Genomic DNA, 19,828 nt, shown 5'->3' with positions numbered 1-19,828 from the left:
GTCAACCGGCCCGTCCGGCCCGGTCCCGGTCCGGATCCTCCGGCGGCTGCCGGTAGACCAGCACCTCGGCCCGGGACAGCCGCTCGCCCCGGGACACCTCCCAGTCGGCGCTGTCGCCGTACGCGCTGAACGAGAGCCGGGCCCCGCCGTCGCCGAGATAGTCGTGGTAGCGCATGGTGCCGGTCGGGTCCAGACCGGTGCTGCCGGCGCCGGTCCAGCCGGCCCGACCGGACTCGTCCCGGTCGTAGTGGCGGCCGTCGAACTCGACCCGCGCCGCGCCCGGTTCGATGGCCACGTCCGGGCAGGGCAGGTCGGTCCAGAGCACCAGTTCCAGGTCGGGGTCCTCCTCGACCGAGAGCCAGAGCCTCGCCCCGTGCGCGTCGTCGAGCAGGTGTTCGCTCCAACTCCAGCCGCCCTCGGTGAACCGCAGGCTGCCGCGTACGCCGTACGAGGTGTTCCGGATCTCGACCAGGTCACCCGGCCGCAGCTTGCGCGGGTCACCGCGGAGCGCGTCGGCGTCGTCGTCGACCACCCGGAACGGGTCGCGGTCGGCGGTCCGGGTGGCCCGGTCGGCCTGCTTCCGTCTGGCGCGCAGGGCGAGCACCGCCACCACCACGCCCGCCACCGCGACCAGGCAGCCGATCACGGCCACCAGGTACGCCGTCGCCCCGTTCACGGATTCGCTCCTCTCGACCGCACTCGGGCGCCGACGGTAACAAGCCCACGCACGCGGCATGATCCGCTCGCCACCGCAGGCTGCGGTAACACCCGTATCACTCGCCCGGCCCGGGCGGCGCCACCGACGAAGTCCCACCCGGCGGAGAACCGGCGGGCGGGAAGCCGGCGGGCGGAAAGGCGACGGGCGGGAAGTCGGGAGCGGGTTGCGGCCCGGGTGGCCATCCGTAGCCGGGCCAGTACAGCGGCGGATAGGGGCGCGGATTGAAGTAACGGTTCGCCGGAGGCGTCAGTAGCAGCACCCCCGCACCGATGGCCAGTGCGGCGACAAAGAAGAACAGCAGCGGGGTACCGACCGAGACGGCGTCCCAGAACGGATCGGCGTCGGTGTAGAGCCGCTCGAAGAACTCCGATTCCTGGTAACCAGGGTCGACCGGGAACTCCGGCTCGGCGTACGGGTCGGAGTCCGGCACCGGGTCGGAGTCGGGCACGGGGTCGGAGTCGGGCAGCGGCTCGTCGAACGGGGCCGCGCCGAGCAGGACCAGCGGTACGACGGAGATCGCCGACGCCGGACCGGCGCAGCAGAGCAGCGTCAGACCCACCGGGACGAGAGCGAGAATCCGGGCCGCGTTCCGTCCCCGAAGCAGCAACGGCACGCAGATCGCCAGCCAGACCATCAGCACCGCCGCCGGAACCGCGACGACCATCGCCCCGACGATGTTGGCGCCCCGCTCGTCGCTAACCTCGTACGGCTCGGGGTCGGTCACCGCGGCCGTCCGGTCGATCAGCGCGTCGTGCTGGACCGAGTAGGCCACGGTGAACAGGATCCCGGCCAGCAGCCCCACGATCACGACCGCGAAGAGCCATCCGGCCACGGTCACCACCACGGGTCGTGCCAACGTGGACGGCGGCGTTCCCGGACCGGGCCAGACGATCCGCTGGGGACCGGGCGGCAGAAGGGGGCCCGGGTACGGCGAGGGGTAGCTCACCGCCGTGACGCTAGCGATCAAGGCCGATCGGCGACAGTGCACAACCGGCCGACCGGCGACGCCGTACGGATCAGGCTTGGTCGAGCTGTGCGGTGGCGTACTCGCCCAGGGTCGTGCGGTCCATGAGGCAGCCGGTGTAGGTGGTGAACTCGGCCGAGTCGCCGGTCAGCGACTCCCAGGCCGCCCGGGCGGCGGCCGGGTCGAAGCGGGTGAGCAGGGTCGCCGCGTACACCTTGGCGGCGGCCGAGCCGTGGTCGAGCAGCCACGAGATCTGTGGACGTACCTCGTCCAACCTGCTGGGCAGCGCCAACTCCAACACCTGGTACGCCTCCGTGGGCGGCAGCACCTGCCCGGCGATGCCCACGCCACCGAAGGCCACCACGTCGGCGGCCCGGAGTTCGCGGACCGCCTCGGCGATGCCGTCTTTCGGTCCGGCTTTCGGTCCGGTGGATTCGGCCATGTTCCGATTGTGCCCCAGAAGGGCCGGGCCGAACCCGGATCCCGGTGGTTGCGTACCGTCCGTCCAACGGCCGCCCACCACCGGGATCCGGGCCGATCAGCCGGCGGAAACCGCCAGCGCGTCCTTGCTCTCGGCCAGGTCGACCCGGACCATGTCGCCGTCCCGGATCTCACCGGCGAGCAGCGCCCGAGCCAGCCGGTCCCCGATCGCCGACTGCACCAGTCGACGCAGCGGGCGGGCACCGTAGATCGGGTCGTAGCCGTGCTCGGCCAGCCAGTCGCGGGCCGGGTCGGCGACGACCAGGGCGAGCCGGCGGTCGGCCAGCCGGCGGCGCAGCCGGTCGAGCTGGATGTCCACGATGGACCTGAGGTCGGCGCCGGTCAGGGCCGCGAAGACGACGATGTCGTCGAGCCGGTTCAGGAACTCCGGCTTGAAATGGGTACGCACGACCGCCAGCACCGCCTCCCGCCGCTGCTCCTCGGAAAGGGTCAGGTCGGTGACCTGCCCGGTGCCGAGGTTGGAGGTGAGGATCAGGATCGCGTTGCGGAAGTCGACCGTACGGCCCTGGCCGTCGGTGAGCCGGCCGTCGTCGAGGACCTGGAGCAGTACGTCGAAGACGTCCGGGTGGGCCTTCTCCACCTCGTCCAGCAACACCACCGAGTACGGCCGGCGACGCACCGCCTCGGTGAGCTGACCGCCCTCCTCGTACCCGACGTAGCCGGGCGGGGCACCGACCAGGCGAGCCACCGAGTGCTTCTCGGCGTACTCGCTCATGTCGATGCGTACCATGGCCCGCTCGTCGTCGAAGAGGAACTCGGCCAGCGCCTTGCCCAGCTCGGTCTTGCCCACCCCGGTCGGGCCGAGGAAGAGGAAACTGCCGGTGGGGCGGTCCGGGTCGGCGACACCGGCCCGCGCCCGGCGGACCGCGTCGGAGACGGCGGCGACCGCCTCGGCCTGCCCGACCACCCGGGAGCCGAGCGACTCCTCCATCCGCAGCAGCTTGGCCGTCTCGCCCTCGAGCAGCCGGCCGGCCGGAATGCCGGTCCAGGAGGCCACCACGGCGGCGATGTCGTCGGCGCCGACCTCCTCCTTCAGCATCGCCCCGGCCGCCTGGAGTACGGCGAGTTCCGCCTCGGCGCGGGCCAACTCGCCCTGCATGGTGGGGATGCGGCCGTACCGCAGCTCGGCGGCGCGCTCCAGCTCACCGTCCCGCTCGGCCCGCTCGGCCTCGCCACCGAGCCGCTCCAGCTCCTCCTTGGCGGTGGAGAGCCGGGTGATGTGCTCCTTCTCCAGTCGCCACCGGTCGCTGAGCGCGGTGAGCTGTTCGCGCTTGTCGGCCAGTTCCTTGCGCAGTCGTTCGAGGCGCTCGGCCGAGGCGGCGTCCGGCTCCTTGGCCAGTGCCATCTCCTCGATCTCCAGCCGGCGTACCGCCCGCTCGATCTCGTCCACCTCGACCGGCCGCGAGTCGATCTCCATCCGGAGCCGGGAGGCGGACTCGTCGACCAGGTCGATCGCCTTGTCCGGCAGGAAGCGCTCGGTGATGTAACGGTCGGAGAGCGAGGCCGCGGCGACCAGCGCGGCGTCGGTGATCCGTACGCCGTGGTGCACCTCGTAGCGCTCCTTGAGCCCACGCAGGATGCCGATGGTGTCCTCGACCGTCGGCTCGCCGACCAGCACTGGCTGGAACCGCCGCTCCAGCGCCGGGTCCTTCTCGATGTGCTCGCGGTACTCGTCCAGTGTGGTGGCGCCGACCATGCGCAGCTCACCCCGGGCCAGCATCGGCTTGAGCATGTTGCCGGCGTCCATCGAGCCCTCGCCCTTGCCGGCGCCGACCACGGTGTGCAGCTCGTCCAGGAAGGTGATGACCTGGCCGTCGGAGCCCTTGATCTCCTCCAGCACCGACTTGAGGCGTTCCTCGAACTGCCCCCGGTACTGGGCACCGGCGACCATGGCGCCGAGGTCGAGCGAGACCAGCTTCTTGTCGCGCAGCGACTCGGGTACGTCGCCCGCGACGATCCGCTGGGCCAGCCCCTCGACGATGGCGGTCTTGCCGACCCCGGGCTCACCGATCAGGACCGGGTTGTTCTTGGTCCGGCGGGAGAGCACCTGGATCACCCGGCGGATCTCCGAGTCACGGCCGATCACCGGGTCGATCTTGCCGGCGCGGGCGCTGGCGGTCAGGTCGACGCCGTACTTCTCCAGGGCCTGGTAGGTCTGCTCCGGGTCGGCCGTGGTGACCCGGCGGTCACCGCCGCGCACGGCCGGGAAGGCGGCGACCAGGTTCTCCTCGGTCGCACCGGCGGTCTTGAGCGTCTGGGCCACCACGCCGCCCACCCGGGCCAGCCCGGCCAGCAGGTGTTCGGTGGAGGTGTATTCGTCGCCGAGCGGGCGGGCGATCTGCTCGGCCGCGCCGATGGCGTTGGCGAATTCGCGGGAGAGGCTGGGCTCGGCGACGCTGGAGCCACGCGCGGCGGGCAGGTTCTCCACCGCGCGGGCGGCGGCCCGGCGGATCTCGGCCGGGTTGGCGCCGACGGCGCGCAGCAGGCCGGCGGCGGTCGAGCCACCGGTGTCCAGCAGTGACAACAGCAGGTGCCACGGCTCAACGGTGGCGTGCCCGCGCTGGTTGGCGATGGCCACGGCACCGGTGATGACTTCGCGGCTCTTGGTGGTGAGGCGTTCGGCGTTCATGGGCTCCCCTGATCGGCGTGTCCACTGGTGACGACACAACCAGAGTTGAGTCTATTCCGCTCAACTCTAACGTGTGACCTCCATCACTCGGCGGCCCACCCGATCCGGCCGAGACCGCCCGTGAACTGCCCAAGCTCGCCCATTCGGCAGCGTGATCGGGCGCACGGTACCGTTGCCCGCGTGCGAGTACGCGTAGAACAGACCGCCCTACCCGGGATCGGCGTGCGTCACGACATGGTGACCACGTCCGGCCGCCGGATCGGCGTGGTCACTCACCGCAACGGCCGCCGCGATCTGGTCTTATACGACCGCGACGATCCGGACGACTGCACGGCGGACATCCCGTTGAACGACGACGAGGCCGAGGCCCTGGCCGACATCCTCGGCGCCTCGTTGATGCTGGGTCAGCTCTCCGGGCTGCGCCAGCAGGCTGCCGGCCTGCTCACCGAGCAGATCTCGATCCCGGCGGGGTCACCGTTCGTCGGGCGTCGACTGGGCGACACCAAGGCTCGCACCCGCACCAGCGCCTCGATCGTGGCAGTGCTGCGCGAGCGCGAGGTCATCGCCTCTCCCGACCCCTCGTTCCGCTTCGAAGCCGGCGATGTGGTGGTCGTGGTCGGTACCCGCAAGGGTCTCGACGGCGTCACCGCGATCCTCGCCGACGGCGATCCGGACGGCTGAGCGGATGCACCATACGACCGTCCTGCTCGTCGAAGTCGGCGCGCTGCTACTCGGGCTGGGCCTGCTCGGCCGGCTGAGTCGCCGGATCGGGCTCTCGCCGATCCCGCTCTACCTGCTCGCGGGTCTGGCCTTCGGCCACGGCGGCATCCTGCCGCTCTCGGCGAGCGAGGAGTTCTTCGCCGTCGGGGCCGAGATCGGCGTGATCCTGCTGCTGGTCATGCTCGGGCTCGAATACTCCGCCAGCGAACTCGTCGGCAACCTGCGCGCGGCCGCTCCGGCCGGTCTGATCGACGGCCTGCTCAACGCCCTGCCGGGAGCGGCGTTCGCGCTCCTGCTCGGCTGGGGCTGGCTCGCCGCCGTGGTGCTCGCCGGCATCACCTGGGTCTCCTCGTCCGGCGTGATCGCGAAGGTCCTGGCCGACCTGGGACGACTCGGTAACCGGGAGACGCCGGTCATCCTCTCGATCCTGGTGATCGAGGACCTCGCGATGGCGCTCTACCTGCCGCTGGTCACCGCGCTGCTGGCCGGGATCGGGCTGGTCGGCGGGGCCCAGGCACTGGCCATCGCGGTCGCCACGGTCGTCGTGGTGCTGGTGGTGGCGATCCGGTACGGGCACATCATCTCGCGCATGTTCGCGCCGTCGGACCCGGAGGCGCTGCTGCTCGGCGTACTCGGGCTGACCCTGCTGGTGGCGGGGCTCGCGGCCGGACTGAAGGTGTCGGCGGCGGTCGGCGCGTTCCTGGTCGGCATCGCCCTGTCCGGGCCGGTGGCGCACCACGCCACCGAACTGCTCTCGCCGCTGCGGGACCTCTTCGCCGCCGTGTTCTTCGTCTTCTTCGGGCTGGCCACGGACCCGGCCGACATGCCTCCGGTGCTGCTCCCGGCACTGGGGCTGGCCGTGGTGACGATGGCCACGAAGGTGCTCACCGGCTACCTCGCCGCCCGTCGGGTGGGGATCGCCCTGCCGGGTCGCTGGCGTACCGGACTCGCCCTGATGCCCCGAGGCGAGTTCTCCATCGTCATCGCCGGACTGGCCGTCACCTCGGCCGGGGTGGCGATCGAACCGCAACTGGCCCCGCTCGCGACGGCCTACGTCCTGATCACGGTGGTCACCGGGCCGATGCTGGCCCGACTGCCGGACACCCGCTGGTTCAAGGACTGGCTGCGCCGCAGGGCGCAGTCGGGGACGCTCACTCCCGCGCCCATCGCCGACTGAATCGCCCCGGTACGACAGACTCTCCGTACCTTTGGCGTAACGGCTCGGTGAAATGGCACGTCAGGGTTCTTCCCCAGATCGGCGGCGGCACGCTACCGTGTCGCCGCAGCAGGTTAGTGGTGTGCGCGGGCTGCTCAGGTGGCTCGCGCTCGCGAGCGGAAGGTCGGCCCGGTGAGCGTGCAAGAGACCGCGTTCCAAGGCTTCTCCAACCCGGTGGACCCATCTCCCGCCGAGTTGCGTGCCTGGGCCTACCAGCCCGACTCCGTACCGCTCCAGTCCATGCCACAGGACTGGGACCTGCTGGTCTCCGGCGACCGGCTCATCGTCACCCTGTTCGACCTCGCGATGGACCGGTCCTGCCCGGCCCGCCGGTTCGCCCTGCACTGCCTCTACATCTACGCCGCCGACGGGATCCGGACGAAGTTCCGGGCCCACCCGAAGCGGCGCCTGCGCAAGCTCGTCGAGCAGGCCGAGCAGCAGGGCGACGAGCAGATGATGATCTGGGCGCACAACAGCCGGGTGCTGATGGCGAAGCCGGAGCTGTTCAACTACCACGACTGGTGCGAGGGCGGCCTGGTCCGTCAGGGCCGCCGCCTCGGCTGACGGCGGGCCGGGCGGGCGAGGAGCGCTCAGCTCGGACGTACGACGATCTGGGCCGGGGTCTTCGCCCCGAACAACAGCGCCGCGATGTCGCTCAGCGTCTGCGCGCCGAGGTTCAGGGAGTCCTTTCCCGGCGGCATGTCGTACATCATCGCCACGACGTAACGCTCGTCCGGTCCGGCGAAGCCGACGGAGCTGGTGAGCCAGTGGTCCCGGCCGCCGTCCCGCTCGACCGACCAGCCGTTCTTGTTGCCCGGCCGCTGGGCCGCACCGGCGGCCCAGACGCCCCAGTGCTGGATCGAATCGGTCTGCCGCATCGCCCCCACCAGGTACGACCGGTCCTCCGGGCCGAGCTTGCCCAACGCGTACGTCATCAGGGCCGCCAGGTCGGTCGGCGTGCACTTCATGAACCCCCAGTAGCGGGCGGAGCCGGCGAAGGCGAGCTTCGACATCCCGTACTTGCTGCCGAAACCCGCGACCATGCCGTCCCGGCCGTACTTCGTCCAGATCTCGTCGGCCGCGTCGTCCGACGAGAACGACAGCATGTCCGCGATGTTGCGCCGATCGGCGTCGCTGAGCGTCACCTGGCCGGAACGGGCACGCTCCAACACGGTGGTGATCATCGCCAGCTTGATGGTCGACCCGGTCCAGTAGCGGTGATCGGTCGCCCCGATCCGGAACACCGCGCCGGTCCGGCGATCCCGAACCTCCACCCCGAGCTGGCCCGGCTTCTTATCTACCAGCGCGGACACGGCGGTGAACCGGCCCTGCCAGGCGCAGTCCCAACCGTTGGCGGGCCGGCACCCGGCCGACCCGGTGGCGGAGGCGCTCGCCCCGGCGGGGGCCCGTCCCAGCCCCGCGTCGGGCTCCGGGATCGGGCTGGGAGCGCCCCGCGTACCCGTGGGCGTCGACGACCCGGCGGCGGCTTCGCCTCCGCCTCGACCACCGCAGCCCGTCAGCGAGAGCACCGCCAGCAGTACGCCGACCAGGACGGCGACCACCCGGACCTGAGCCGGGGCGCCGAATCGCAAGATCACGCATGGACCCTAGTACGGAACGCCGGACGACCGGTTAAGGCCGATGCGGTCCGGGCCGGGACCCCCCGTGGAGCCCGGCCCGGACCGGCACCCCCAAACTAGGCCAACGCCCCGCGCTCCCGGGCGGGAATGCGGGGCGTTCAGCTCTTCGAGAGCAGGTCGGGGACGGCTCACAGCCGGAGGTCCGGAACGGCTCACAGCCGCAGGTCAGGACCGACGCGGGCGCCACACGACCAGGGCGGTCGAGACCTGGTTGGTCGGCACCAGGTCGCGGCGCGGGAACGGACCGCTGGCCGCGGCCGTCTCCAACTCGGCAACCCGCCGGTACGCGTGCTCCAGCTCGTTCTCAAGCTGCGCCATCCGCTGCTGCAACTCGTCCACGAGCTGCTCCAGGCCGATGATGCGCTTGATCCCGGCGAGGTTGACCCCGTCGTCCTGGCTGAGCCGCTGCACCTCACGCAACAGGGCCACGTCGCGGGCGCTGTAGCGGCGCCCGCCGCCGGCCGCCCGTCCCGGCTGCACCAGGCCCATCCGGTCGTACTGGCGGAGGGTCTGTGGGTGCATCCCCGCCATCCGGGCCGCCACCGAAATCATCAGCACCTTGGCATCGGACGACTGCTCGACCGAGATGATGATCTCTTCAGCCATCGCCACTCACCTCCGCTCACTCACCACTAACTATCCCGACGCACCCGGGCGTCGAGATGTTCCCGCCCGGCGGGCGGGCTCTGCTTGGCGAACAACTCGAGTGCCTCGCGGGCCTCGGTGGAGAGCTGCGACGGCACCGCCACCTCGACGGTCACCAGCAGGTCACCCTGCTGTCCGTCGCGCCGCAGCACGCCCTTGCCGCGCGCCCGTAGGATCCGCCCGTTGGGCGTACCGGGCGGCACCCGGAGGGTCACCGCGCCGTCCAGGGTCGGCAGTTTCAGGTCGGTCCCGAGCACCGCCTCGGCGAAGGTGATCGGCACGGTCAGGGTGAGGTCGTCACCACTGCGCCCGAAAAGGTCGTCGTCGCGGACCTTGACCAGCACGTACAGGTCGCCGGCGGAACCGCCGCGCTCGCCCGGCTCACCTCGACCGGCGAGCCGGATCCGCTGGCCGTCGCCGACCCCGGCCGGGAACCGTACGTTGAGCGTCCGGGTCTTGGTCACCCCACCGGTGCCCTGGCACTCCGGGCACTTCTCCTCCACCACCGTGCCGACGCCCTGGCACTCGCGGCACGGCTCGGAGAAGCTGAACGAGCCCTGGTTGCGGGTCACCACCCCGGCGCCGTGGCACTGCGGGCAGGCACGCGGCTGGGTGCCCGGCTTGGCACCGTCACCGTGGCAGGTGTCGCAGACGCCCGGCGCGCGCAGCGTCAGCGGCAGGGTGACCCCGCGTACGGCGTCGTTGAAGTCGAGCGCCACCTCGGCCTCGACGTCACGACCACGGGCCGGACCGCGACGTTGCGCCGTCCCGGCACCACCACCGCCGGAGAAGATCGAGCTGAACAGATCGGAGAAGCCGGCCCCGCCGAACCGCCGGTCGCCGGCACCGGCCCCCTGTGCGGCGTTGCCGAACAGGTCGGAGACGTCGAACGGGTAGCCGCCCGGTCCCGGCTGACCACCGGCACGGGCGTTGCGCCGGAACGCGCCGGAGCCGAACAGGGAGCGCATCTCGTCGTACTCTCGGCGCTTACGCTCGTCGGAGAGGACGTGGTACGCCTCCGAAACGGCCTTGAACCGCTCCTCGGCCTGCGGGTCACCGGGGTTGTGGTCCGGGTGCGACTCCCGGGCCAGCTTCCGGTAGACCTTCTTGATCTCGTCGGAGGAGGCGGACTTGCCCACACCGAGTACGGCGTAGAAGTCCTTCTCCAGCCAGTCCTTGGAACTCATCAGTCGTCCACCCCCTTCCTGCTGCCGTGATCAGGGCGTACCGCGTCCGCCACAGCGGTCCCGGCACGCCCCGATCATGACAGTCGAACTCGACTACTCCGGGTCGGCGACGGCCACCAGTGCGGGCCGCAACAGCCGTTCCCCGAGCTGGTAACCCCGACGCATCACCTCGACGCAGGTCGGCTCGGTGACCTCGGCCGACGTCTGGTGCGCCACGGCCTCGTGCCGGGTCGGGTCGAACGGGTCGCCCTTCTCCCCGAAGGCGGTCAGGCCGAACCTGGTCAACACGGCGTTGAGCTGTTCGGCGACGCTGCCGAAGGGCCCGACCAGGTCGCCGTGCTCGCGTGCCCGGTCGAGATCGTCGAGTACCGGCAGCAGCGCCGTCAGCACCGAACCCATGGTCTGTTCGGCCGCCACCCCCCGGTCCCGGTCGACCCGCTTGCGGTAGTTGGCGTACTCCGCCGACACCCGCTGGAGGTCCTTGGTCCGCTCGTCGAGGTCGGCGCGGAGCGCCTCCAGCTCGGCGCCGAACGTGCCGACCTCACCCGGTGCGCCGCTGACCGGCTTGGCCGGTGCGTCCACCACCGCACCCTCGGGCCCGGCCGGCTGGTCGAGCTTGGGCCCGCGAGCCTTGCCGTCGGCGAGTTCGACCTCGACCTCGGCCTCCTCCACCAGCTCGTCCAGGATCGGGGTGTCCGACCGGTCCGACTCGCCCGCCGGCTCGGCGTCGTCCGGGTCGCCCGGCTCGGCCTCGGCGGTCGACTTGCCGGCATCCACCGGCTCGTCGGCATCGCTCTCGACCGCGTCGCTCTTGACCGCAGCGTCGCTCTCGGCCGCAGCGCCCGCCGGGTCGCCGTCCGGCCGGGTGATCTTCCGATTGTCCCGGATGACGACCCGCTCGCCGGCCTGCACCCCATCCGGGCCGGAGCCACCCGGCGCCGCCCCGGTGGTCTCCGGGTCGGCGGCTTGTGGCTTCTCCGTCATGGCTTCTCCTCGCTCCGCTCGGCCGGGCTACGGTCCACGGGACCCCGCCGGCCGGTTCCCCTGCGCTGTCCGGCCACGCGACCACCCCGAACCGGACGGGTTCGGGGCCGGTCGCCCCGGTCCGGCCGCCCGAGGGCGACCGGGCCGGAGTGGTGGCGACGAATCACTTCTTGTTGTCGTCTTCGTCGACGATCTCCGCGTCCACCACGTCGTCCGGGCCGCCGGCCGGCTTGCCGGTCGGGCCGGCACCGGTCGCGCCAGCGCCCGCGCCCGCCCCGCCCGGCTGCTCGCCCTGCTCCGCCTGCTGGGAGTAGAGCAGTGAACCGGCCTGCTGGGAGACCGTGGCCAGCTTCTCGTGCGCCGACTTGACCGCTTCCAGATCGGTGCCACCCAGCGCGCTGCGCAGGTCGCCCAGGGCCTCGCTGATCTGGTCACGGGACTCCGCCGGGAGCTTGTCGCCGCTCTCGGCCAGGAACTTCTCGGTCTGCCACTGGAGCTGCTCGGCGACGTTGCGGGTCTCCGCCTCCTCGCGGCGACGCTTGTCCTCGTCGGCGTGGTCCTGCGCGTCGCGCATCATCCGCTCGATGTCGTCCTTCGGCAGCGCCGAGCCGCCGGTGATCGTCATCGACTGCTCCTTGCCGGTGCCCAGGTCCTTCGCGTTGACGTGGACGATGCCGTTGGCGTCGATGTCGAAGGTGACCTCGACCTGCGGCACGCCGCGCGGCGCCGGCGGGAGCCCGGTCAGCTCGAAGGTGCCGAGCTTCTTGTTGTAGGACGCGATCTCACGCTCACCCTGGAAGACCTGGATCAGCACCGACGGCTGGTTGTCGTCCGCCGTGGTGAAGACCTCGGACCGCTTGGTCGGGATGGCGGTGTTGCGCTCGATCAGCTTGGTGAAGATGCCACCCTTGGTCTCGATGCCCAGGCTCAGCGGGGTCACGTCGAGCAGCAGGATGTCCTTGACCTCGCCCTTGAGCACACCGGCCTGGAGCGCGGCGCCGACGGCGACGACCTCGTCCGGGTTGACGCCCTTGTTCGGGTCCCGGCCGATGAGCTGCTTGACCAGCTCGGAGACGGCCGGCATCCGGGTCGAGCCACCGACCAGGATCACGTGGTCGACGTCGGCGACCTTGATCCCGGCGTCCTTGATCGCCTGCTCGAACGGGCCCTTGCAGCGGTCCAGCAGATCCTGCGTCATGCGCTGGAACTCGGCCCGGGTGAGGGTCGCGTCCAGGTGCAGCGGTGCCGAGGGGGCACCGTCGCCACCCGCCGGACCGGCGGTGATGTACGGCAGGTTGATGCTGGTCGTGGTCGCCGCGGAGAGCTCGATCTTGGCCTTCTCGGCCGCCTCGCGCAGCCGCTGCATGGCCATCTTGTCCTGCGACAGGTCGACGCCGTGCTGGCCCCGGAAGGTCTTGACCAGGTGGTCGATGATCCGCTCGTCCCAGTCGTCGCCACCGAGGTGGTTGTCACCGCTGGTCGACTTGACCTCGATCACGCCGTCGCCCAGCTCCAGCAGCGAGACGTCGAAGGTGCCGCCGCCGAGGTCGAAGACCAGGACGGTCTGCTCCTTGGAGCCCTTGTCCAGCCCGTAGGCCAGCGCCGCCGCGGTCGGCTCGTTCACGATCCGCAGCACGTTGAAGCCGGCGATCTCGCCAGCCTCCTTGGTGGCCTGCCGCTGGCCGTCGTTGAAGTACGCCGGAACGGTGATCACCGCGTCGGTGATCCGCTCACCCAGGTACGCCTCCGCGTCCCGCTTGAGCTTCATCAGCGTCCGCGCCGAGATCTCCTGCGGGGTGTACTTCTTGCCGTCGATGTCTACCGACCAGTTGGTGCCGACCTCCCGCTTGACCGACCGGATGGTCCGGTCCGGGTTGGTCACCGCCTGACGCTTGGCGACCTCACCGACGAGCACCTCGCCGTTACGGGCGAACGCGACGATCGAAGGCGTCGTACGCGAGCCCTCGGCGTTCGCGATGACGGTGGGCTCACCGCCCTCCAGAACGCTTACGCAGGAGTTCGTCGTGCCGAGGTCGATGCCGACCGCACGTGCCATGTTCGCTTCCTCGCTTCGTTACTAGGCAGGTGACGGGCACCGCCCGCAGCGCACCCACCGCAAGTTGAGTGGACCGGACTCAATAGTGCCACGATCACCGCAGCCGTCAAGTCGGACTTGAGTCACACCCGCGCAACCCCGCCAACCCCGCCGGGCGGGTGGGGGGCTGTTGTCTGGCTTGCATGCATCAGGCAGGCTTTACCCGTGACGACGCACGGCGATCCCGCCAGCGGTCCCAGCGCGCCCGCCGTCGCGGCGAAACCTCCCGCAATTTCCGAATCTTCCTCTTATGTCCCACCTGGTGGGCCAGACCCGATCGGGCCGGGTTACTCCCCGGTCGGCCCGAGCGGCGGCAGCCGACCGGATCTACGCGCGGCCCTGCTGGAGTTACGCGCGGCGATCGCCGCGAGCGCGTACCCGTTGGTTCTCCCCTCGGCCGACGAGGCCAGGCGGATCGGCGGCATGGTCTCCGCCCAGCTTGACGACTACCTGCTGCCCCGGCTCGCCCGGCTCGACGCCCCGCTGCTCGTGGTGGTCGGCGGCTCCACCGGAGCCGGCAAGTCGACTTTGGTCAACAGCCTGGTCCAGGCGAGGGTGAGCGCGACCGGGGTGCTCCGGCCGACCACCCGGGCGCCGGTGCTGGTCTGCCACCCGAGCGACCTGGCCTGGTTCCGGCAGGGTGACCTGCTGCCCGGCCTGACACGGACCAGCGAGGCCGGCGACGACCCGGGGACCCTGCAACTGATCGCCGCCCCGGCCCTCGCGGCCGGTCTGGCGTTCCTCGACGCACCGGACATCGACTCCGTGGTCGACGCGAACCGGGCCCTCGCCGCGCAGCTTCTCGCCGCGGCCGACCTCTGGCTCTTCGTCACGACCGCCGCCCGCTACGCCGACGCGGTCCCGTGGGAACTGCTCCGCACCGCGCGCCAGCGCGGCACGGTGATCGCCCTGGTCCTGGACCGGGTGCCGTTCGAGGCCGCCGACGAGATCGCCGACCACCTCGCCGAGATGCTCGCCGCGCAGGACCTCGGCGCCGCGCCGCTGTTCGTGCTCCCCGAGACACCGGTGGACGGGCAGGGCCTGCTGCCGGAGCGGTACACGGAGCCGCTGCGTACCTGGTTCGGTCGGCTCGCCGCCGACGCGGACGCCCGCGACGCGGTGGTCCGCCAGACCCTCGACGGCGCACTGACCGCCCTGCGGTCCGCGGTCGACAGCCTGGCCTCGGCCGCCGACGACCAGGCGGCCACCGCCGACGACCTCGGCGAACGCGCTCGCGCGGCGTACCGGGGCGGGCGGCGTACGGTCGAGCACGGCCTCCGGGACGGGCGGCTGCTCCGGGGCGAGGTGCTCAACCGGTGGCAGGAGTTCGTCGGCACCGGCGAACTGTTCCGCACCCTGGAGGCCCGGGTCGGACGGTTGCGTGACCGGGTCGTGGCGGCGGTTACCGGGCGACCGGCACCCGGCCGGCAGCTCCAGAGCGCGATCGAGTCGCAACTGGTCAACCTGCTGCGTGGGGTGGCGGCGGAGGCGGCCGAGACCGCGTACCTCGGTTGGCAGACCCACCCGTCCGGGGCGGCGCTACTCACCCCGGAACTCGGCCGCCCCGGCGCCGACCTCACCGAACGTGCCGAGCGCCTGATCCGGGACTGGCAGCGGGGCGTTCTCGAGCTGGTCCGCTCCGAGGCCGGCGGCAAACGGTTCGTGGCCCGGACGGCGGCGTACGCGGTCAACGCCATGGGGCTGGCGGTGATGGTGACGGTCTTCGCCTCCACCGCCTTCATCCCGACCGGGCTGGAGGTGGCGACCGCCGGTGGCACCACCGTGGCCGCCCAGAAGGTGCTCGAAGCGATCTTCGGCGACCAGGCGATCCGTACCCTCGCCAGCCGCGCGCGGCAGGACCTGCTGACCCTGGTCGACCGGCTGCTCGACGAGGAGCTGGCGCGCTACCTGGACCGGCTCGCCTCGGTCGAGGTCGGCGCCGAGCCCGGCGGCCGGCTGCGCCTGGCCGGGCACGCGGTCGAGCGGGCCCGCGCCGCCACCGCCCTCACCACCGACGGCAAACCGACAGCCCCGGAGGGCGCGTGGTGAGCAACCTCGCCGGAAAGGTACGCGACGTGCTGCGCGGTGGCCGCCTGGTCGACGCCGACCGGCTGCTGAACCGGCTGGAGGCGGTGGAACGGTTCCGTCGCGCGGTGGACGGGCTGCTGCCCGAGGACCGGCTCGGCGCCACGCACACCCTGGTCGAACGGGCCGAGGCCCGGCTCGCGCTCTCCCGGGACCACACCGTGGTCGCCCTCGCCGGCGCCACCGGCAGCGGCAAGTCGAGCCTGTTCAACGCGCTGGCCCGGTGGGAGATGTCACCGGTCGGGGTACGCCGACCGACCACCGGCGTCACCCACGCCTGCGTCTGGGGACCGCTGGCCGAGGCCGCCAAGCTGCTCGACTGGGTCGGGGTGCTGCCCCGCCACCGGTTCGTCCGGGAGAGCGCGCTGGACGGCGACGACGAACTCGCCCTGCACGGGCTGGTCCTGCTCGACCTGCCCGACTTCGACTCCGTGCAACGCTCGCACCGGTCGGAGGTGGACCGGCTGCTCGGCCTGGTCGACCTGGTCGTCTGGGTGGTCGACCCACAGAAGTACGCCGACCGGGTGGTGCACGCGAGCTACCTGCGCGAGTTCCGCCGGCACCAGGACATCACCGTGGTGGTGCTGAACCAGTCCGACCGGTTGCCACCGGCCGAGGTGCCCCGGGTCGTCGGTGACCTGCGCCGGATCCTCGCCGACGACCAACTCGACCAGGTGCCGGTGTTGGCCACCTCGACGCTCAACCAGGCCGGCATCGCGGAGTTGCGGACCACGCTCGAACGTACCGTCAGCGAGCGGCAGGCTGCCCTGGCCCGGCTCTCCGCCGACGTGGACGTGGTCGTCGCCGAACTGGCCGAGCTGACCGGCCCACCGGCGAGCGAGAACGACGTCGACCGGCGTACCGTCCGGCGGCTGACCGAGGCACTCGCCGGCTCGGCCGGGGTGCCGGCGGTGACCGAGGCGACCCGGTCGGCGTACGCGCACCGGGCCTCCGCGGCAACCGGCTGGCCGGTCGTACGGGGCTGGCGCAAGCTGCGCCCCGATCCGCTGCGCCGGCTGCACCTGCCCGGCCCGGACGAGGACGGCGCCGGGCGGGACGGCTCGGCGGAGCGGAGCCCGGTCGGGGTGACCTCGCTGCCCGATCCGACCGCCGCCCAGCGGGCCGCCGTCGGGCTGGCCGTACGGGCGATCGCGGACCAGGCCGGCGCGGCACTCCCGGCCCCCTGGACGGCGGCGGTCGCCACCGCCGCCCGGTCCCGGCTCGCGGACCTGCCGGACGCGCTCGACCGCGCGGTGGCCGGCACCGACCTCGGCCTCGACCACCGACCGCTCTGGTGGCGGGTGGTCGGCGGGGTGCAGTGGCTGGCCATCCTCGCCGCCCTCGGTGGGCTCGGCTGGCTGGCACTCGGCTACGCGCTACGGGCACTCGGCCTGCCACCGCTGGACTACCCGGCCGTCGGCGCGGCGCCGGTGCCAACCCTGATGCTGCTCGGTGGGCTGCTGCTCGGGCTGGTGGTCGCGGTGCTGGTCAAGCCGGTCATCCGGTGGGCCGCGCGGCGGGCCGGTGGGCGGGCCGAGGAGCGCCTGCACGGCGCGGTCGGTGAGGTGGGCCGGGAACTGGTCGTCGCCCCGGTACGCGAGGTGCTGCACCGGTACGCGCAGGCCCGCGAGGCCCTCGCCCTGGCCACCACCCCCCGGTGAACGCGACCGGCCGGGCGGACCGCTGGGCCGGGCCACTGCTGCGGGCCGGGCTGGTCCTGCTCGGCGTGTTGCACCTGTCCTGGGGCATCCCGGCCGTACTCGCGCCGCGCTGGTTCTTCGACCACTTCCCGGGCTTCGGGCAGGCGTGGACCGCCGCGTACCCGCCGTACAACGCTCATCTGATGACCGACGTCGGCGCGGCGTTCCTGACCCTGGGCGCGCTGCTGGTCGCCGCGGCGTGGCTCGCCGACCGGCGGGTGACCCGGGTGGTGCTCGGCGGCGTGCTGCTCTTCTCCACCATCCACCTGGCCTTTCACCTGGGCCATCACGGTGCACTGGCCGGCGCCGGGCTCGCCGCCAGTCTGGTCTCGCTCGCTCTCGGCGTACTCGCGCCGAGCGCGCTGCTGATGCTCAGCAGGTGGCCTCGGGCGTAGGGTCGAACCCATGGCGACGCCTCAAACCCCCTACGACGCGGTGCTACAGGCCGCACGCGACGTAACCAAGCTGGACTGCGCGCTCGACGCCGAAATGCTCGGCACGGCACTTCTGGGCAGCATCTACGCGATCGCCGAAGAGGACCGCAGCGGCGCCGTACGCGAGTTCGTCAGCGGCTTCCTCGCCGCCACCTCGCGGCGGCGCACCGCTGCCGCGATCACCATCCGGAACGTCTTCGCCACCCTGGTCCCGGACGCCGAGGGCGCCGCCTCGGTCAAGCGGGGGGCGGCGGCGCCGCCGTGGTCCGAGCAACTGGGCCGGGTGCGGCTCACCGGCAGCTACGCCTACGGCGACGTGTACGGCGACCAGACGTCGTACCTCGCCACGTTCGCCTACGACGACGGCGAGTCGGGCGGACCGGAACACGCGGTGGTGGCCCTGGTCGACCACAACATCGGCATCACCAAGGACGTCTTTGTCGGCGGCCCGGCCGAGCGGATCCTCGGGCAGGTGCGACAGATGTGCTCCGAGGACGAGATGACCTGGTTCCGTGAGGAGGACCCGCGTCGGTTGCGCCAGGAGGTGGCGCGCTACCTGGAGGTCACCGACGGGCTCGGGGACCTGCCGGCGGAGGGCTCGCTCGCCACCGATCGCGCGCTGGTCGGTGCCCGGCTGGCGCTACTGCCGGGATCGGGGCCGGTCGCGCTGCCGGACGAGCCCGAGCCGCCGTCGGCGGAACAGCGCACCGCTCTCGTACGCGCCTTCCTCGACTCGCCGGAGGCGGCCCGGTTCGGGCTGCCGGACGTACCCGAGGCCGACCTGGCGTCCCTGCACTTCTGCCTGAGCCTGGTGCTCGACCACTCGGCGACCTTCCCGGACGCCGACCCGATGCGCTGGAGTCCGGCGGTGGCCGGCCTCTTCCTGCTCGACTGGGTGCACCGTCGGGCCGTGCTCGACATGGACGACGCCGCGATGCTGCCCCGCGCGGTACGCGCCTGGGCCGCGTACGCGTCCCGCCAGCGGGGCCTGCCCGAGTCGGCGGCCAGCCAGACCGACCAGTCGATCGAGGAGATGGTGCCGGAGTTCGTTCGGCTCTACAGCACCGGGGAGCGGCGCAGCCCGGCCACGGCGGCGGTGGCGCAGTTGATGGCGGACGGGGTCGACCCGGACGACCCGGACGCGCTGGACGCCTGGATCGAGGCGAACCGGCAGCGGCTCGGCGAGGAGCCCGCCTGACCGATCCGCTCGACGCTGTCGTCGAGTCGAACGCGGACGAGGCGGGGCGCCACGGCGGAGGTGCCCTGGCGCCCCGGCAGCGTCACCGCGACCCGGCGGCCCGCTCGTAGAGCAGCGGGGCGGCGGTGCCGAGGCGGGTGGCGTAGGAGCGTTCCTCCGTACCGCCGGCCAGGCCGCTGCCCGTGGTGGTGACCCCGACGACGGTGCCCCGACCGGTGACGGGATCGAAGCCGGCGAGGTGCGGACCGCCGCTCGCGCCGTGGGCCATGTCGCAGCGCATGCCGTACAGGAGCGGGGCGTCGGGGCCGGGCCGCGCCGGACCGGCGCAGTGCACCATGCGGGCGCCGAGCCACTCGGTGCCGGACTGCACGTGCGGATATCCGAAGGCGTGGACGAACTCGCCGGTCACGGCTGGCCGGAAGGCGATCCGCTGGCTGCCCACGGCGTCGGCGAGCAGTCGTCCACCGGGGCCGCGGTTCACCACCGCGATCCCGGTGTCGTAGCCGGCGACGGCCACCTCGCTGGAGTCGGTGCCGGTGTCCCAACGCGCCGAGGTGAACATCGTACGAACAGTGAAACCACCGTACGGCTTCGTGCCGTTGCGGTAGCCGGGCACGAAGTACACGTTGTGGTTCCAGGTGTCGGCGACCGCCGGATCGCCCGTACCACGGAAGCAGTGTGCGGCGGTGAGAATCGTGCTGCGGTTGCCGCTCACCACCGACGTGGCGGTGCAACTGCCGTCGTACCCGTCGCTGAAGGTGAAGAAGAGGCGGCCCACCGTCGTGGTGACCGCGCCGCCGTGCGTCCACACGGCACCGGCCTCGGGCTGGTCCGCCGGCGGGACGGCGGGGTCGTACGGGGTGTGGTCGTCCGGGGGTATCGGGGTGATCTCCGGGACCAGCGCACCGGCCATCCGCATCCGGTCGGGCGTCCAGTATCGGTCGATCTCCCGCTGTTGGGCGACGGTGCGGGCCCCGTCCCGGGTGGTGACCTCTCCGGCGGCGGAAGCGGAGGCGGCTGCGGCCGGGGAGGCGTAGGCGAGCGCGGGTAGCAGCGCCACCGCGAAGAGCGTTGCTCGAATCTTCGGCATGACCGCACTGTCGAGCAACGAT

General features: G+C 72.1%; 17 protein-coding genes. 7 read left to right on the top strand and 10 right to left on the bottom strand.

The genetic code is table 11. The annotated features are described in order from the left end of the window. Position 1: 1 nt before the first annotated feature. The 4 genes from ACI2K4_RS20330 to clpB all read right to left on the bottom strand — a co-directional run bounded on the left by ACI2K4_RS20330 (position 2) and on the right by clpB (position 4,812). Positions 2-676, bottom strand: a complete 675-nt coding sequence (locus tag ACI2K4_RS20330; RefSeq protein WP_404513255.1) for a DUF4178 domain-containing protein — start codon at positions 674-676, stop codon at positions 2-4. A 97-nt stretch (positions 677-773) separates the two neighbouring features. Next, positions 774-1,664, bottom strand: coding sequence for a hypothetical protein (locus ACI2K4_RS20325; RefSeq protein WP_404513254.1), 891 nt, complete (start codon positions 1,662-1,664; stop codon positions 774-776). 70 nt (positions 1,665-1,734) lie between these two features. Next, complete coding sequence (locus tag ACI2K4_RS20320) at positions 1,735-2,124, bottom strand: hypothetical protein (protein WP_404513253.1); 390 nt, start codon at positions 2,122-2,124, stop codon at positions 1,735-1,737. Positions 2,125-2,220: 96 nt separating this feature from the next. After that, the gene (gene clpB, locus ACI2K4_RS20315) at positions 2,221-4,812 is read right to left on the bottom strand and encodes an ATP-dependent chaperone ClpB (RefSeq protein WP_404513252.1); all 2,592 of its coding nucleotides are present in this window, start codon (positions 4,810-4,812) and stop codon (positions 2,221-2,223) included. Between the two features lie 180 nt (positions 4,813-4,992). Between clpB and ACI2K4_RS20310 the strand changes: the two genes are divergently transcribed. From ACI2K4_RS20310 to ACI2K4_RS20300, 3 genes are all read left to right on the top strand, one after another. Then, positions 4,993-5,493 carry a cation:proton antiporter regulatory subunit gene (locus ACI2K4_RS20310; protein ID WP_404513251.1) on the top strand — a complete coding sequence of 167 codons (501 nt, stop codon included), beginning with the start codon at positions 4,993-4,995 and terminating at the stop codon, positions 5,491-5,493. Positions 5,494-5,497: 4 nt separating this feature from the next. After that, positions 5,498-6,709: a cation:proton antiporter gene (locus ACI2K4_RS20305; RefSeq protein WP_404513250.1), complete on the top strand. Its 1,212-nt coding sequence runs from the start codon at positions 5,498-5,500 to the stop codon at positions 6,707-6,709. A 171-nt stretch (positions 6,710-6,880) separates the two neighbouring features. Beyond that, the gene (locus ACI2K4_RS20300) at positions 6,881-7,312 is read left to right on the top strand and encodes a hypothetical protein (RefSeq protein ID WP_404513249.1); all 432 of its coding nucleotides are present in this window, start codon (positions 6,881-6,883) and stop codon (positions 7,310-7,312) included. 26 nt (positions 7,313-7,338) lie between these two features. Here ACI2K4_RS20300 and ACI2K4_RS20295 read toward each other — a convergent pair whose 3' ends face one another. The 5 genes from ACI2K4_RS20295 to dnaK form a co-directional block, all read right to left on the bottom strand. Next, positions 7,339-8,346, bottom strand: coding sequence for a hypothetical protein (locus tag ACI2K4_RS20295; protein WP_404513248.1), 1,008 nt, complete (start codon positions 8,344-8,346; stop codon positions 7,339-7,341). A gap of 207 nt (positions 8,347-8,553) precedes the next feature. Then, on the bottom strand, positions 8,554-8,994 hold the full coding sequence (locus tag ACI2K4_RS20290; RefSeq protein WP_404513247.1) for a heat shock protein transcriptional repressor HspR: 441 nt from the start codon (positions 8,992-8,994) through the stop codon (positions 8,554-8,556). 26 nt (positions 8,995-9,020) lie between these two features. Next, on the bottom strand, positions 9,021-10,220 hold the full coding sequence (gene dnaJ / locus ACI2K4_RS20285; protein ID WP_404513246.1) for a molecular chaperone DnaJ: 1,200 nt from the start codon (positions 10,218-10,220) through the stop codon (positions 9,021-9,023). Between the two features lie 93 nt (positions 10,221-10,313). Continuing rightward, positions 10,314-11,204, bottom strand: coding sequence for a nucleotide exchange factor GrpE (locus ACI2K4_RS20280; protein WP_404513245.1), 891 nt, complete (start codon positions 11,202-11,204; stop codon positions 10,314-10,316). A 163-nt stretch (positions 11,205-11,367) separates the two neighbouring features. After that, positions 11,368-13,260 (bottom strand): molecular chaperone DnaK, encoded by a 1,893-nt coding sequence (dnaK, locus tag ACI2K4_RS20275; RefSeq protein ID WP_404513244.1) that lies wholly within the window; start codon positions 13,258-13,260, stop codon positions 11,368-11,370. A 204-nt stretch (positions 13,261-13,464) separates the two neighbouring features. Here dnaK and ACI2K4_RS20270 point away from each other — a divergent pair, with 204 nt between their 5' ends. Genes ACI2K4_RS20270 through ACI2K4_RS20255 form a run of 4 tightly spaced genes read left to right on the top strand, consistent with a single transcriptional unit; the run spans position 13,465 to position 18,716 of the window. Then, complete coding sequence (locus ACI2K4_RS20270; RefSeq protein WP_404513243.1) at positions 13,465-15,348, top strand: ABC transporter; 1,884 nt, start codon at positions 13,465-13,467, stop codon at positions 15,346-15,348. Beyond that, positions 15,345-17,045, top strand: a complete 1,701-nt coding sequence (locus ACI2K4_RS20265; RefSeq protein WP_404513413.1) for a GTPase — start codon at positions 15,345-15,347, stop codon at positions 17,043-17,045. Before ACI2K4_RS20270 ends, ACI2K4_RS20265 begins: the two co-directional genes overlap by 4 nt. Then, positions 17,042-17,479 carry a hypothetical protein gene (locus tag ACI2K4_RS20260; protein WP_404513242.1) on the top strand — a complete coding sequence of 146 codons (438 nt, stop codon included), beginning with the start codon at positions 17,042-17,044 and terminating at the stop codon, positions 17,477-17,479. Before ACI2K4_RS20265 ends, ACI2K4_RS20260 begins: the two co-directional genes overlap by 4 nt. 10 nt (positions 17,480-17,489) lie before the next feature. Beyond that, the gene (locus ACI2K4_RS20255) at positions 17,490-18,716 is read left to right on the top strand and encodes a hypothetical protein (RefSeq protein WP_404513241.1); all 1,227 of its coding nucleotides are present in this window, start codon (positions 17,490-17,492) and stop codon (positions 18,714-18,716) included. Between the two features lie 82 nt (positions 18,717-18,798). On the opposite strand, the gene ACI2K4_RS20250 is transcribed toward ACI2K4_RS20255, so the two are convergent. After that, on the bottom strand, positions 18,799-19,806 hold the full coding sequence (locus ACI2K4_RS20250; RefSeq protein WP_404513240.1) for a trypsin-like serine peptidase: 1,008 nt from the start codon (positions 19,804-19,806) through the stop codon (positions 18,799-18,801). Positions 19,807-19,828: the final 22 nt, after the last annotated feature.

It is taken from the genome of Micromonospora sp. NPDC050397, from assembly GCF_044901685.1.
Taxonomy (GTDB): Bacteria; Actinomycetota; Actinomycetes; order Mycobacteriales; family Micromonosporaceae; genus Micromonospora_G.
This window is presented reverse-complemented; position numbering and strand designations above follow the sequence as displayed.